Raw genomic sequence first — 16,193 nt, 5'->3', positions numbered from 1 at the left:
ATCATGCTTTGATTTATTTTAACGGAATTTCAACTTTCCTCTATCCAATTCGGGATCCTTGTAATCCATTATTTTATAGTCTGTTTGGATTGGTAGTTTTTACACTACTTTTGTATCAGTAAATGTTTGAGTTTCCTGGGATAGTCTTTAAAGCATTCAAGAAGTTGTAAAAAGATCCTGTGTTTTTTATGTTCGTTCCCATATAACCAGAAAATTTAATCGTTAATACAACAAAATCACAAAGTATGTAATATGAAGGATGTTACAATGAAAATAACTGGATGTATTAAGATTCAAAAATAGCGGAACAATCTGGAGATTAAATACGCATACAACTTTAAAGAAGGGAGTATGGAAATATGAAACAGATTTTTTCTTCTGATTGGCGTTTTAGTGTATATGCACTCATAGTTTTTATTGGAGGGATAATTGGAAATCTGTTAATAGACCTTAATTCATACTTTATATTAGGAGCATTAAGCGGATCATTATTAATAGTGATCATAAACCTTATTTACGTGATATACAAAAACAATAAAAAATTTGATTCATAGGAGGGGTTCAACTATGGGTAGTGACAACTTCATTTATTCCTTACGTGTTCATCTGTCCAAACATGAAGCTCTGGATAGCAAATGGACAAGTTATGATACATCCATTTTGAAATGCAGTGAATCACCAAAATCCGAAAAAATTTATTCTCCTGATATGCTCATCCCCATTTCGCAACTATTTCATCATACTCTTTTTTCGTAATGGGTAAAATCGTTCCATGGCGTTTCTTCAAGCTTCCGAATGAAAATGCCTGTGGTTTTAGCATCTGCCACTTTGATCCAGACGTATCTCCAATATCTGATGTAATGAATGGTAAATATCCTTTATCGGTTGCATACTGATCAACGATTAATCCCCATTTGTCTTCCCCATTAAATTTAAAGAATTGTGGCCCTTCTACATCTTCACCAGTAAACCCAAAACCTAAAGATTGCAAAGTAGATATAACTTCCCAGTCTCCCATTAAATGTTGACTTTTTTCAATGGTAATTTGTCCATCACCAGATGCCCGATAATAGGTATCCTTTACCTTTATGATCGTCGTATCAATGATCGTTTTATCTTCACCTCGTGTGATATAAAGTTCAGGCTTCGTAAAGGTGCGAAAATCTCTTGTTTTACTCGCGTAAATATGGATACCAGTGCCGATACTAGAAGCCCAAAAAACGAGAAAATCATCATTTTCTTCGTCATAAATCGCTTCTGGTGCCCATGCACACCCTGCTTCTTTTGGTGCCACTTCCACTTTCCATGGTTCGGACCAATTAACAAGATCAAATGATTCCCAAATAATGATAGAATGGCTACCTGTCACGGTGGCCTCGGTATTGTGCCAACCACCTCGGTGATAGATACTAAGATCCGTAGCAAGTAAATAAAAGCGACTATCATCATGACTACGAATCAAGAATGGATCTCGGACACCACATTCGCCAATTGTCGAATATAATACAGGTTGCTTATGATTTAATTCTCGCCAATGAAGGCCATCCTTGCTAAGTGCGAAATAAATTTGCTCTCCATTTTTTTGTTCTCCGATAAAATGAGCGAAAAGATAACCGTATAAATGATCACTAGTTGAATCGTTTAAAGGTTGCATGATTGTGCCATTCTCCTTTTCTTTCTAGTATATTTTTTTCTAAGCTGCATATTTCGGCTTCTGATGCTTTCATTTTGACATACTCAAGGGCTAAGGATTTGCTAATAAACGAAAACCTTCTTTTTGTAGAGTTCTTCAATCGTTTTCGTTCTAAAGGCGAGCTTCAGAGGTTTTTCTGTGATCAGTAACTACAGTAGATCCGTTGCAAGACTGGTTACATCCTCAGGAATTTCTTCAGGTAACCATCCTCTAATAATAATTTCTTGCAGAGATTCAATAGATGTCCCATAGTCAACTTTTTTGGATAAAAATTCTCTTGTATTAGTTTCGTAATCTTCTTTAAAAACTTCTTTATCAATAATTTCTTGCATAACCTCTCGTGGTCTAAAACCTGTCTCGCAGGAGTATGTTTTCTTCCCCATTCTTCTCGTTTCTATTATTTGGCTCATCAGAGATGTTAAGTTCGCCGAATCTATTAAACCACTCTGATAGATCATATGAATATCATAAATATGTCTGGACTTTCGAATATAATCCTTGTCATGGTGATAGTCACATATAGCAAATAACTTGTCCAAAAATGTTCGATCGATTGCTTGAATCCTCATAGAAAAAGGAGACATATTATACTCATCAATCAAATAAGTTATATTTTCATTTTCTAAAAGTTTAGTTATGTAATTACTAACGGGCATTATTTCACACGGAAAAGGTTTGAATCCTAGGCTAGTTTCAATTAAAATATGATCCAGCATTTGAAACTGGGTTTCATCCTTATACGTTCGATTGTAACCTACTCTATATGTATTAAAGTGCCTTTTTGAACGTATTGGTTCATCTAACTCGTCATTTAATAAAGTAAAATCAAGTTTTTCTATTGTGTCTATAGTGGCTTGAATCAATAATTGTTGTTCCCTTTTTAATGGACCGCTTGTTAACTTATCTCCATCAAAGTTTATTGTTAGATCAATATCTTCAGAAAACCGATGGATAACATTATAACACTTTGAAAGAGAGGTCCCACCTTTAAATACTAAATTAGGCACGACCTCCTGTAAATTTTTCAATAATAATGAAACATAATAGTCTTTCTCCACTTGAAAAGGTTGCAAGTTAAATTCAGCAGATGCAGCTTCAACAACTTCTCGGAATACTTCTTTATTTTCATGCAAGTTCATTGTAAAGCCCCATTTCCAATAAATTTTCCAATGTTTTCCTCGGGTATTTTTTTATATACTGATTTAATTCGCTTATGGTGATATCGGAATCTTGTAAATACTTTTTTATTAATCTTGATCCTTTTTCGAATGGGATTTCACTTACTCGATCGTAATCACTCAATAAATCTAATACTTGCAACAGCTTATAATTCTGATCATTTATTCTAACTCTTGGCTTCTTTAGTCTCACAACTTTATTTCCAAATGTTACTTCACGTTCAGGTCTACCTGCTTCATTCGTTACAATGGTTGTTACACTAGCTGTTTGTGACGTTAAACCAAGCTGATTCGCAAAATTCGTTCCAGTAATATACCCGATAACATTTTTATCGATCGGTTTAATATATCTTCTTCTTATCAATTTATCTATATTTACACGACGTTTGTTTAACACACTGTTAGCTCTTGGGACGTAATACATGCCATTTTTCACCTTAATAATATTCCCATTATCAGACAATCTCTTCACATTTTGACGTAAGGCTTCGGCTGACATATCAAGATGCTTTTTTAAATCCTTCGTAAATACAGGCTCATCATATCCATATTCTTCTAAGATAACTTTATAAAGCCTATTCATCATACACTCCTCCTGACACCTTTATTATAGCACCAATTCACTGTAATGTAACGTATATAATATTCATTTTTCCCAAACGTTACTTTTGTAAAACAAAAATTTAATTACTATCTGTAAAGCCACCATTTAATCGGTTCTTGAAACAGGATAAAAATACACCGATAGCTATAGCAATAAACATGGGGCGTAATAAAGCAAAAAGTCATTCAACATGATTGTTGGCACCGTGGGCTTGAGAGGTGAAACCTGATGTATTAACTCTTAAAAAAACGAACAACCAGTATAATGTATTAAATATTATACTAGTAACCGCCATACCTCCTATATAAATGGGATTAGGAAGTTGATCAACTACCGCCGTATCCACAGCGCCAAGTAATGGCGTTGTCACCTAAAAAATAATAATCAGTACGGCTAAAAACATGTATTGTTTATTTGTTAAAGCTGTCTGCATCGTGCTTGAATATGTAGAAATTTGTAAACTCATATAAATTCCTCTTTAAACCAAAAAGTGTCACAGCATTTTAATATGTTGTGACATTAAGTCTTCAGTTTATTTCTTGCTCAATCATGATTAAACCAACAATACTATGTCAAGCTTGAATTCCGATTAATCGAACGATCACGTGGATGTTCAGCAAGAATAGAATCTCTCATTCGTTTTATTGCAGGGTGTTGAGATTTAAAAAACTGATCTTTTGAATCGTATCTTTCTATAAGTTCTCCTTTTTCAAGCACACCAATCTTATCAGAAATAGAAAAGGCTGCTTTAATATCATGGGTAATAAAAAGATAAGATAAACCGAAGTCGTCTTTTAATTCACTTAATAATTCTAAAATTAAAGCTTGTGTAACCATATCCAAACTACTAACCGATTCATCTAAAACGATTAACTTCGGCTTAAGAGCGATTGCCCTAGCAATATTAATTCTTTGCAATTGGCCACCGCTAAACTGATTAGGGTATTTTTTTAAATCCTTTTCATTTAATCCTACCCGCTCCAATAGAGAAATAACCGTTTTTCTTTTTTCTATTAAGGTTAGCTTTTCATAATTCTCTAATGGCTCGCTTATAATACGTTCAGCTGTCATTCGGGGATTAACTGATGAATATGAATCTTGGAAAACAACCTGTAGATCGCGACGTATTTTGCTTTTAGTGATCTTATCCGCATTATAAATATCATATCCTTGAAATAGAACCTGACCTTGCTGTGGGCGTTGTATGCCAAGAATCACTTTCCCTAAAGTGCTTTTACCAGCACCACTTGTACCGAGTAATCCTAAGCATGTTCCTTCTTCAATAGAAAAGGAAATATTATGCAGTACCTTATTAGATGTATCCTTCGATTTAAATAGCTTCTTAGAATTATAGCTATGACTTACTTCTATTACTTGTAATAGGCTCATTCGTTTCACACCTTTGCAAGATGGGTAATTGGTTGTTGTTTAGCGTGTAAGGAAGGTCTTGTTCTTAACAGTTTTTTTGTATATTCGTGTTTTGGATTATCAAACAAATCAAATACATTGGCTGATTCAACAATTCTTCCTTGCTTCATCACGATGACTTCATCTGCCATTTCTGAGATCACTCCAAGATCATGTGAAATGAGCAAAACAGATGTTCCGTATTCTGAACGAATTTTCTCTAATAGTCGAAGTACTAATAACTGATTATGAAGATCAAGTGCTGTAGTTGGCTCATCAGCAATAATAACGGTGGGATTTAAGCATGCAGCTACGGCAATCATTACACGCTGAAGCATACCTCCACTCAACTGAAAAGGATAGTTTTTTAATATCTTATCGGGATCTGGTAAATTTACACTTTCCATTATATTAATCGCAAGTTCCTTTGCTTGTTTCTTATTTAATGAAGTATGCGATCTAATCGTTTCAACAAATTGGTGACCCACCGTAAAAACAGGAGTAAAGGCATTCATCGGATTCTGCATAATAAAGGCAATATCCTTCCCGCGAATTTTTCTCAATTCTTTGTTTTTTAACCCATTTAATTCCTGTCCTCTTAGTGTAATGCTTCCTTGAATTTCTGTTTTTTTCCGTTCAAGCAGCTGTAAGATAGACATACTTGTTACGGTTTTACCACTACCACTTTCCCCAACAAGTCCCAGTACCTTCCCTTTTTCAATTCCGAAATTAATGTTTTGCACAAGTGTAGAAAAGCCAGCTTTTGTACTTACTTGCACAGTTAAGTCTCTCACTTGTAAAATATTTTGACCTTTTTTTTCCATTATTCTATCAGTCCTCTTTATTATCGACGTTTAATCCCAAAACGTTCTGATAGTGATTCGCCCAACAAATTAAAGGTAACGACAACAAGCATAATCATTAAACCAGGGTAAACCATTAATAATGGATCTGTCCTTATATATGATTTCCCTTCGTGTATCATGGCTCCCCACTCTGGTATAGGGGGTTGCACACCTAAACCTAAAAAGGACATGGAAGATAAATGCATGATCGCCCACCCCATTTCCAATGTTCCTATTACCGCTAATGGTGGAAGGACATTAGGAATGATATGTTTCTTCATGATCTTCCATTGAGAAGATCCACTTATTTTAGCAGCAGTAATATAGTTCTGTTCTTTCAGGCTTAGAACCACTCCTCGGATCACTCTTGCATAATAAACCCATTGTACGAAAATTAAGGCAAGTACAACTTGTTTAAGACCAGCTCCCCATATACCAACTAATCCTAGAACTAGCAAAAGGTCTGGAAATGCCATCACACCATCTGCAAACCTCATTAACAATTGATCTACCCAGCCACCTTTATAACCTGCAATAAGTCCAATGATCAAACCGATGGTTAGAGATGAAATAAAAATCAAAGTAGCAAATCCTAGTGAAACCCGTGCCCCAAAAAGAATACGTGAAAATGTACATCTTCCTAAGTGGTCTGTTCCTAATGGGTAATTCAAGGAAGGGCCCTGAAGTTTATGAGCGAAATTAACTAAAGTGGGGTCATTAGGAGCAAGCCAAGGAGCAAAGGCCGAGATAAACAATAAAGTGCATAACATTAAGGAACATATCACAATCACTTTTTGACTTTTTACTAATACACTCAAACTTGCAATCATTGGAACTGCCTTCCTTTTCTTGAGATACGTGGGTCAATGTACATTTGAATAAGGTCAACGATTAAGTTGCTTATTAGAAATAAACCAGCAGCTAACAATACATAGCATTGAATAACAGGAACATCACGATTAAAAACTGCCTCAATAAAATAACGCCCAAATCCTGGCCAAGAAAATACTGCCTCTACAATGATAGCACCTGTCATCAGCTTCCCCAAATTCATTCCAAGTCCAGTAATCATAGGGGATATGGCAATTCTTAATACATGCTTTCCCATTATTTTCTTTTCATGAATTCCCCTCGTTCGGGCGAAAAGCACATAAGGCTCTTCTAAACTTTCAAGAACACTTGCACGTAATAGCCGAGTATATAAAGCGATTAAAGGTAAAGCCAAAGTGATAGCAGGTAAAACCAAATGTTTCCAAGTCCCTATCCCCTCTACTGGGAATAGATCTAGTTTTACAGAAAAGAAAAAGATCAACAAATATCCAAACCAAAAGGAAGGTATGGATGCCCCAAAAAAAGAGAGAAATCGACTGAAATGGTCGATTCCACTGTTTTTCTTTATACCTGCTAAAAACCCAAGTGGGATACTGGCTAGAATTGCTATGATGAGGCTCCCTACAGTTAACTGAATGGTTGCTGGCATTCGAGAAGATACCTCTTCCCATACGGGTTTATTCGTTACATAAGATACCCCAAAGTCAAATTGGGATATCTTCATAACGGAGTTTATATATTGTACAAGAAGAGGCTTATCTAAACCAAACTCCTGTCTTGTTTGTTCCAATAGCTCTTCTGTTGGCTGGATATTTGCAGCAGCTAAGTATGCTTCAGCAGGATCCACTGGTGATAAGTGAATCATTCCAAATGTCAGCAAAGTTGCTATCAGAAAAATTGGAATAATAGTCATGATTCGTTTCAAAATATAAACACCCATAAGAAAACTCCTGTCGCTTACTCCTCGATACTAATGCCTGTAAAAGGATGTTCATCTCGATTAGCAGGGAATGTAAAATTAGAAACACCTTTTTGATAGATTGCAATTTGCTTAATGTAAGAAATCGGTACAATTGCACCTTGCTCTTGTAATGAACCTAAAATGGATGTGTACAGTTCCTGACGCTCATTTTCGTCAGTTGATTGTTGGACAGCAGCAATTTGGCTCAACAACTCATCCTTGTTAGGATAAGATGATATAGCTTCTACAAACCCAAATCCTTCTGTTGCAACTATGTTTACAAAATAATGTGGGTCATACGGAGCACCCGAGGTACTATAGAAATTCATATCAAATTCATTCTTATTAAACCTTTCCACTTGAGTAGGAAGTTCAACTCCGTCAATGTTTAATTTCACACCAATTTTCGCCCACTCAGATTGTAATGCTTCTGCCATTGTTTTTTGAATGGATTCAGCAGAATTATACATTAACTCGATTTCAAGTGGCTTCCCGTCTTTTTCACGAATATCTTTTCCTTCTGGTAACTTCCATCCTGCATCATCTAATAATTGCTCAGCTTTATTAACGTCATAATCAACCGTAGTTGCATCAACATTGGAAGCGTAAGGGAAGTTGGTTGATAAGATTCTGTCAGCCTCCTCTTCCAAACCAGATGTCCCGCCCTCGACGATTGCTTCTTTATTAAATCCATAATGTAAAGCCTGACGAACCTGGATATCTGAAAGCATCTCCCTATTCGTATTCATTACTAGTATTCTAGTTGCAACTGGTTCAGAAATACTACTCTCATAAGAACCTGTCGATTTTAATTGGTTAAAAGCATCTATATTAATAACCCCTTCACCATATATAAGGTCTAATTCACCTTTCTCAAAAGCTAGTACGCGTGTTTCTGCATCAGGAATAACATTGACTTTAATTCGCTCTACACTTGGTAGTTCACCCCAATAATTCTCATTGCGTTTAAAAGTAGCATATTGATCCACTTTATGTTCTTCCAAAACCCACGGACCTGTACCGATTGGTTGTTCTACACCTTTTGAAGTGTCCTCATTTTCAGGGAATCCTGCCTCTCCTAAGAAACGTACTGGACGAACGTTAGCTAGCTCCTGAATTGTAGGGTAATATGGTTCCGTTAATGTAAACTTAAATGTATATTCATCTACGACCTCTGTTTGATCGATTAACGGAACAAATCCTAACCAACTATGCCTTTCTCTGTTGTCTAAAATAGTATCAAAGTTCTTTTTCACAATTCCAGCATTGAAACTTGAGCCGTCTGAAAATTTTACACCTTGACGTAAGTTGAATACATATTCCTTTCCATCTTCAGAAATATCCCATGATTCAGCCAAATGTGGCTCTAACTCTCCACCATCTTGGTAGCTAACTAAAGGTTCATAGATCATTGATTGGGCAAACATTTGAGACGGATTATAGACATGCGGATTCATTTCACCTATATCTCTAGGCCAAGAAAAAGTAATCATATTGGTACTTTCACTAGTTTCACTTGAAGCATCTGCTTCCTCCTGTTCTACTGATTCACTTGTACAACCCAGTAAAACTGTTGACAATATTAGAAGCATTACAGAAATAAGTAAAACTAGTTTTTTATTTTTGGTATGTAACATAAAATTCGAAACCTCCTACTATTGACAACGATAATCATTATCAATAGTAAGGTTTGTATATTTCATTGTCAATACTATTTAGCTATTTAATCGATTAAAATTAGAATTTGATAAGTCCATAACCCAATAGTTAAAGGCAAAATACTGCTAGCTTTAATTAGTGCTTGTCCCTCCTCAGCCTATGCAATCTCCATATTTTTTAAATCGACAATTTTCGGTTAATGACAGGCACTCAGAGAGTATTTTTTTACAATATTCTACCTTTTAAGGAACAAATTAAGAGAATAGTTGTTATAATAGTAGTAATGACCTAATATGATATGAGTTAAATAATAGGAGGTAAAATTGTGGAAAGATTAATAGCTTGTAATTATGAATATGGTGAAAAGATTACCTTCGCCCTGCAACAAAACCATGTACCGTTTATAAAGCGCTTATCCATTGAAAACACATGTGAGGAAAAGTACCACGATATTAAAATAGATTTATCCTCTAATCCTTCGTTCTTTGAACCCGAAACCATACACATTGAAGTATTAAATCCCGAAGAAACTATGGAAATCCATCCTGACATTCCATTATCAGCGGATTATCTTATAAACCTGGATGAAAGTATCACAGGACATTTCAGTTTAAAAATTAGAATCGGGGACAAAGAAGCCTATCAAAAAAAGCTTCCAGTGGATATCCTCTCCTTTGATTCATAGCCAGGCTCTAACGTTATCCCAGAGATTATTTCAAGCTTCGTCACTCCTAATCGAATCTCAGGAAATTTCCTATACCAATCCCCCTGCCAACTTTGAGACCCAGGGACAGAAAATTCGATTTCCTGACATAATAAAGGAACATAAGTTAGGTACCTGCTTGGACTTAACGCTGTTATATGCGATATGCGCAGAGTCGATAGGTATTCATCCACTTATCGTTTTTTTCCGTGGCCACGCCTATCCTGCTTTCTGGTTAAAGGAATATAGTTCCCCAGATAATTTTCAGGATGACAAAAACTTACTAACAAAAAGTATGGCAAGCGGAATACATGATATTATCGCTGTGGAATCAACATTATTAACTAATGAAAAGTCTACGTTCCATAGTGCTGTTCAATCTGCCGAAAGTACTCTGAACAAGCCAGATTACTTCGACTTTTTTGTGGACAATCATAGAAGCAGAATCGGTCAAATAAAACCACTCTCTCTAAAAAACAACGTCGGGTCTCATATCCAAATTGCAGTTCAACCTGCACCTCGGGACTTGATGAGGTTGAGGATATCCTTGCCATGGGAAAAAAAGTATTCAATGAACCTTTACCAAACGAATGGCGGCATAAGGTTAGGGATTTTAGAGTTATTGACGATTAGCATCCTAATAATGGAGCCCAATCGCTCATCAATTGCTATAAACACTTAAAGATTATAAAGTAGTAGGTAACGTGCAACTTCTCTCTTCCTTCAGCTTATACAAATCGATTTTTCATCCATATCACCCATCACCTTTTACAGCTGTACAAGACTCCCTCTTAATAAGAGTAGCATTCACCTTTTCCACAACCCTTCGTTGGTGTTCCTGTTCAATCGATTCAATTAGAAGTGTTGTGGCTCTTTTAGCTATATCTTCAAAGGAGATGTCTATGGTTGTTAGGGGTGGATTTAGATAAGGCGAAAAAAATGAATTATCAAATCCTATAATGGATATATCCTCTGGAATACTTAACCCTAGTTCATTTATCGCTTTATATGCACCAACCGCCATCGTATCATTACTCACAAAAATAGCTGTCGGAGGATTGGACCCACTCAAAAGGTGTTTTGCCCCTTTATATCCGCTGTTCTCCGTAAAATCACCTTGGTATATAGCATCCTTATTCGGTTCTATCCCATGTTGCATGAGTGTTTTTTCAAAGCCTGCCAGCCTCTCTATTGCAGACAATTTATTTAAATTCCCCGTAATAATACCAATAGAAGTGTGGCCAAGTTCCAATAAATACGATAACGCCTTCACACTACCCTTGTAGTTATCCGCATTAATATAGATCGCATCGCGGTCTGTGTCATACACTTCACTGGTATCAATCATTGCAATTTTATGCTTTTGTTCAATCAGGTTAAATATAAGCTCATATTCTGCTTCCTGCGTGCCTACGAAAATGGCTCCATCTATCATTTTTTGATGAAAAATATTTTGAACTCTTTTTAAATCATTCTTTGAATAGGATATTGAAACAAGGACATAATAATCCATTTTATTCGCTTGGTCACTGACGGCGTTAACAATAGGAGAAAAAAATGGATTATCATGAATGATCGTATCTTCTGTGGTTTTTACATGATGTGGCTCCTCATCATCGTTTACATCTAATAAGATGATTGCGATCATTTTGTTTTTTGCACCAGCTAGATTCCGTGCTGAAGCATTGGGTGCATAATTGTATTCCTCGATTGCCTTCCAAACCTTCTCTCTAGTAGCCTGGGGGATATCGGGATAATTATTAATAACTCTTGATATGGTACTTCTGGATAATCCCAAAAGTTTAGCTAAGTCCTCACTACGCATACATTCTCCACCTAATCTACTTTTTTTCCTATTATATCAAAAAGATAGCTTTGTATATCTATTTCATCTATTTTCTTACTTAAAAGAGGTTGTCCTATGGTCATAACAACCTCTTGGACAACCTACACTTCTTGTTATACAGCACATTTAGCTACTATTGCTTATTCGATTCAATTGGTACTTGCCTATTAATTCGGCGTATAGCGAACCCATTGATAGGATGCATTGGCATTTTCTCCATAATAGGGGCCTGCCCATTCATTAATTCCGTACGTATTCCATACATTCATCATGATTTTACTCGGGTTCCTCGGAATATTTTCAGTAGCTGTAGCAACCAATTGGCCGTTAACGTACCAGCTAATATAGTTCTCTTGCCAATCAAAAGCATAGGTATTAAAACTGTGGGCAGCATTAAATCCTAAATCGTGAAGGATTTCATTCCCTCCGACACCGTTCGTGTAATAATTGAATTGAACCTTTGTCGTGTCGTTACCTAGGAATTCAATATCAATTTCGTCCCACGGGGCATCATAGGATGGGCCTGTATACGTGAAGAAAGAAGAGATTACCCCCGATACATTTGCTGGCTTCATCGATACTTCGTACAATCCATACCCATAAAAATTACTTGTTGCATACTCTGCACACTCGTAGTTATACGGTGCTGGGTACGAATAATTGGTACGAAGAGATAACTCCATCTCTCCCTGATTAAAATTCACCCTGTTTGCATTCCAGTGACATCCGAAAAAAGGATCATTATTCCTCCATCCGTCCGAAATCTGCCAGTTTTGCCAATCATGATAGTCGAAAGAATGATATTCTGTTGCCTGGCTTTGCGCAGAAATCACCACCGTAAAAGACATCATTATTAGCGACATAACTACCATTCTAATAATACTTTTACCTTTCATTGTCATCACTCCTAAATATAATTTGTTTTGTCGAACTTCAACATATAATTTAGTTAGATAGATGATTAGTGCTGGCAATCGTTTTTATTTATCTGTTACTTTTTTTCTTGATCTAACGTACATGAAAACACCCACTGCAAGAACTAGTAGACCAATTAATAGGTAGTTAAATAAAGAAGTCGCTGTATCTGGCAATGTATCACCGTCTTTATCCTTAGATTCCGTAGTGTCTCCTGCTTCCTTCTCTTCATTGTCTTCTCTCTGCTTGTCATCTGTGATTGGATTCTCTGCTTCTGGATCTTCTGTATTTGTTTCTTCTACTTCAAATACCCCATAAATACTAAAGTGTGATACTTCCACAGCTACTCTATGGTTATCTTTGTCATAAGAAACCGGTTTAATGACTTCATTTGTTTTTTCACCATTATCATTAATATAGATTCCCCTTACATTATCCCAATTCGATATTTCAGATGGATCAACGGTAAAGATAAGTGTGATAGGCTCATCAAAGTCGATTGCTTCTCCATTTGAAATTAATGAGAAATCATACAGTTCACTTACGGCATCCGAATTATTCTTTTTCACTCCGTCAGATACCTCACCAAATACGAATGTAATATCCTCCCCAGTCTGTAACACGCTTATAGGAACAATAGCAGTAACTCCCTGAAAGCTAAACGCAATCGAGCCATTTGCATCTAATTGATTAATGACTTCCTTACTTACTACTGTTGTCTTTGTCCCTTTATTTGTTTGGTATACATTATCAACCAATTCTAAATCATTCACATTTGTAATTACTGACTTCTCTTCATTTGGATCATCTGTGTCTTCATCTTCAACCTTTTTCAATAAAACATTGTCAATCAATACATCATGTCCTTCTGATGGTGTTAATCCGTCCCCATCTTTTCCTAAAGCAAAACCAAATTTAGCAGCTGGATCAGATGATTCTGTCATTTCGAATGTGAACGTATACGTTTCCATTGTGTCTGTTAATGATACTGTTTGGTCAAAATATCCTGTCCAATCGTCATCTTCTTCTCCATTATGTTGAATTTGCAGACGTAACGGTCGATCAACCGTTGCTTTTGCATCAAAAGATACCTCATACGTAGCACCTTGTTCGATTTCGACACCGTTTTGAAATAATTGAATATTCCAATCGTCACTTCCTATATCCGTAATAGCTGCTTTCGCTTGTCCCTCTTCATTTACTTGAAAACTTGCCTTACCAGGATTGAATGCTTCTGCTCTCCAATTTTCCAGCCCATCAAATATTCCATTTTTAATAAGATTGCCTTCTACTTCTTCTAATGGTTGTTTCTTTAAAAATACATTATCAATGTAAACATCACTTTCATTTCTGCCCATATTAAACTGCAGCTCTGAATGATTATCGTTTTCTGCTTCCATCGTAAAATCTACTGTATGTGTGTTAGTAGTCGAGCTTAACTTGATCGTTTCCTCATGTACTACTTCAGATTCCGAATTTCTAAAAGCTACATGAATATCTCTGTCTGTTTCTGCACTGGCATCAAACGTGAGCTGATACTGTCTATTATTTTCTAACCGAAAACCGCTTTGTATTAACTGTACAGAATCACTGTTGTCACCACCATCGGTAATGAGGGCCTCAAATCTTCGTTCATCTACAGAACTGCCAATATATTTGGTCGCCTCTGCCGTTTCATCAGTATTAAATTCCCAATCCCCCATTCTTTCAGCACCTTGATCGAAAGTACCATTATAGATGTGGTTTCCAGTTGGTAGTGGTTCCCTTACTGTTTCTGAAGGATCAACTGGTTCTGGATCGGCAATTTTTTCTAGCCTGACATCATCAAGAGAGATACTATTGTCGTCTAGTCCCATATTGAATTCGTACCTAGCTTTAACATCTGTTGCATGCTCCATCGTAAACTCCAATTCATATTCTTCCCAGGATGATGTAATCGTGAAGGGGTCCTTGTCCGCATAATCAACCCAGCTACGATCCCCATCTGCCCCAATTTTTACTTTTAACGGTCTTTCTGCTTCTGCTTTTGCTTTAAACGAAGCTTTATACTTGGCTCCTTTTTCAAGGTGCATGGGAGCTTGAAATAACTGTACTCCGTGTTCAACATTCCCACCTGATTCAATTTGTACATCCAACGCATCATCATTCACTTCAAGGTTAGCGTTAGCACTTCCATCCTGTAAAAAAGTCCAATAATCCGTATTCGGAACCCCTTCTACACCTTCTACCTCAGGGTCATCCATATCAAAGCTTCCATTATACACATAGTTTCCATCTTCAAGAGGTTCTCGAATGTTGTCATCCTCTTCACTAATAGGTTTTTCGTGTATTGGATAGTCATCTTTTTCGTATACTCTCACATAATCAACAGCCATTTGCTTTGGAAATTCGGTTGTTTCATCTGGGTTTCCAGGCCAGTCCCCACCAACTGAAATATTCATGATTAAGAAGAAATCTTGATCAAACGGGGCAGGATACGTATATTCATCAGCATTGTCTGCATGCTTCGTGAACCAGTCATTGGCTGTATGATATAATTCATCGTCGATATACCATCTGATTTCCCCTGGCTCCCATTCAATGCTATAAACATGATAATCGGCACCAAAACTTTGTCCATCAGGCAAACGATACGTGCCTTGAATTTGTTGGTGTGGTTCACCAAAGTGTACCGTTCCATGAATGGTATCAGGTTCATGACCTAACAATTCCATAATATCGATTTCTCCACTCACAGGCCATGTACCATAAAACGGTTCATCCTCTGGCATCATCCAAATTGCTGGCCAAATACCTTGTCCAGTAGGCATTTTTGCTCTCACTTCCACTTTACCATACGTCCATTTTTGCTTACCTTGCGTAATGAGCTTAGCAGAAGAGTAGTCATATGTTTGCCCATCTTCCTCTGTTATCTCCTCTTCTCTTGCCTCCAGAATAAGTGATCCATCTTCTATAAATGCATTATTTTCTGTATATGATTGTATTTCGCCGTTCCATCTGCCATTTGTCGGAACATCATAACTCCAGTTATCCATATTTATTTCGCTATCATCAAATTCATCAGACCAACGTAATTTCCAATCGTCCGATTCATCTTCGTCTGTATTAGCGGAAACACTAGCGATAAAACTAAAATTAAAACTAATCAGAAGAACTACTAGTAATGCAATACGTAATTTTTTTAACTTCATCATTTTCCTATCCTCCTAAAAATTTTGTAAGGTTTAGTGATACAGAATACGCTTACCCATCACCTCCTTTAATAAAGTATTTTACTTTTACAATAAGGACGATCTATATCATGTTTTACAGTGTTTATGTATCTTGAGAGGTTGTATATATTATCTAGAACCTCTTGGAAATTTTTGATGTATTAGTCTCCATTGTCATACATTTTACAACCGTATAATGTATACCATAAAATCACTAACGCGCGTTAGTATTAACCTAAAAAAATAAAAGCGACCCAAAAAGAAAACGGTTTCATTAATGATAGTAAACTATTATTTGAAAAAATTCAATCTTTTTATCGAAATTTTTCAGTGTTTTTT

The 16,193-nt window shown here is 36.3% G+C and carries 13 protein-coding genes; 2 read left to right on the top strand and 11 right to left on the bottom strand.

Annotation, left to right across the window (positions count from 1 at the left end):
* Positions 1 to 712 precede the first annotated feature (712 nt).
* The 8 genes from J5J03_RS18835 to nikA form a co-directional block, all read right to left on the bottom strand.
* Positions 713 to 1,654 carry a glycoside hydrolase family 43 protein gene (locus tag J5J03_RS18835; RefSeq protein WP_208591922.1) on the bottom strand — a complete coding sequence of 314 codons (942 nt, stop codon included), beginning with the start codon at positions 1,652 to 1,654 and terminating at the stop codon, positions 713 to 715.
* A 188-nt stretch (positions 1,655 to 1,842) separates the two neighbouring features.
* The gene (locus tag J5J03_RS18830) at positions 1,843 to 2,832 is read right to left on the bottom strand and encodes a nucleotidyl transferase AbiEii/AbiGii toxin family protein (protein ID WP_208591921.1); all 990 of its coding nucleotides are present in this window, start codon (positions 2,830 to 2,832) and stop codon (positions 1,843 to 1,845) included.
* Positions 2,819 to 3,454, bottom strand: coding sequence for a DUF6088 family protein (locus J5J03_RS18825; protein WP_208591920.1), 636 nt, complete (start codon positions 3,452 to 3,454; stop codon positions 2,819 to 2,821). The genes J5J03_RS18830 and J5J03_RS18825 overlap by 14 nt, the downstream gene beginning before the upstream one ends.
* 588 nt (positions 3,455 to 4,042) lie before the next feature.
* On the bottom strand, positions 4,043 to 4,864 hold the full coding sequence (nikE, locus tag J5J03_RS18820) for a nickel import ATP-binding protein NikE (protein WP_208591919.1): 822 nt from the start codon (positions 4,862 to 4,864) through the stop codon (positions 4,043 to 4,045).
* A 5-nt stretch (positions 4,865 to 4,869) separates the two neighbouring features.
* Positions 4,870 to 5,706 (bottom strand): nickel import ATP-binding protein NikD, encoded by an 837-nt coding sequence (nikD, locus tag J5J03_RS18815; RefSeq protein ID WP_208591918.1) that lies wholly within the window; start codon positions 5,704 to 5,706, stop codon positions 4,870 to 4,872.
* Between the two features lie 20 nt (positions 5,707 to 5,726).
* A complete protein-coding gene (gene nikC, locus J5J03_RS18810; protein WP_208591917.1) occupies positions 5,727 to 6,557 on the bottom strand; it encodes a nickel ABC transporter permease subunit NikC in 831 nt (276 codons plus the stop codon).
* On the bottom strand, positions 6,554 to 7,498 hold the full coding sequence (gene nikB / locus J5J03_RS18805; RefSeq protein WP_208591916.1) for a nickel ABC transporter permease subunit NikB: 945 nt from the start codon (positions 7,496 to 7,498) through the stop codon (positions 6,554 to 6,556). The genes nikC and nikB overlap by 4 nt, the downstream gene beginning before the upstream one ends.
* Before the next feature lie 17 nt (positions 7,499 to 7,515).
* Positions 7,516 to 9,156, bottom strand: coding sequence for a nickel ABC transporter substrate-binding protein (gene nikA / locus J5J03_RS18800; RefSeq protein WP_208591915.1), 1,641 nt, complete (start codon positions 9,154 to 9,156; stop codon positions 7,516 to 7,518).
* A 347-nt stretch (positions 9,157 to 9,503) separates the two neighbouring features.
* On the opposite strand from nikA, the gene J5J03_RS18795 reads away from it, so the two are divergent.
* Entirely contained in the window at positions 9,504 to 9,863 is a 360-nt protein-coding gene (locus J5J03_RS18795; protein ID WP_208591914.1) for a hypothetical protein, read from the top strand.
* A 157-nt stretch (positions 9,864 to 10,020) separates the two neighbouring features.
* A complete protein-coding gene (locus J5J03_RS18790) occupies positions 10,021 to 10,563 on the top strand; it encodes a hypothetical protein (RefSeq protein WP_208591913.1) in 543 nt (180 codons plus the stop codon).
* Between the two features lie 72 nt (positions 10,564 to 10,635).
* Here J5J03_RS18790 and J5J03_RS18785 read toward each other — a convergent pair whose 3' ends face one another.
* The 3 genes from J5J03_RS18785 to J5J03_RS18775 all read right to left on the bottom strand — a co-directional run bounded on the left by J5J03_RS18785 (position 10,636) and on the right by J5J03_RS18775 (position 15,836).
* A complete protein-coding gene (locus tag J5J03_RS18785; protein ID WP_208591912.1) occupies positions 10,636 to 11,706 on the bottom strand; it encodes a LacI family DNA-binding transcriptional regulator in 1,071 nt (356 codons plus the stop codon).
* Positions 11,707 to 11,894: 188 nt separating this feature from the next.
* Complete coding sequence (bglS, locus tag J5J03_RS18780; RefSeq protein WP_208591911.1) at positions 11,895 to 12,623, bottom strand: beta-glucanase; 729 nt, start codon at positions 12,621 to 12,623, stop codon at positions 11,895 to 11,897.
* Between the two features lie 84 nt (positions 12,624 to 12,707).
* Positions 12,708 to 15,836, bottom strand: a complete 3,129-nt coding sequence (locus J5J03_RS18775) for a carbohydrate binding domain-containing protein (RefSeq protein WP_208591910.1) — start codon at positions 15,834 to 15,836, stop codon at positions 12,708 to 12,710.
* Positions 15,837 to 16,193: the final 357 nt, after the last annotated feature.

The organism is Gracilibacillus suaedae (assembly GCF_017599345.1).
Classification (GTDB): domain Bacteria; phylum Bacillota; class Bacilli; order Bacillales; family Amphibacillaceae; genus Gracilibacillus; species Gracilibacillus suaedae.
Note: the sequence above shows the minus strand (reverse complement) of the source record. Positions and strands in the feature narration are given on the sequence as shown.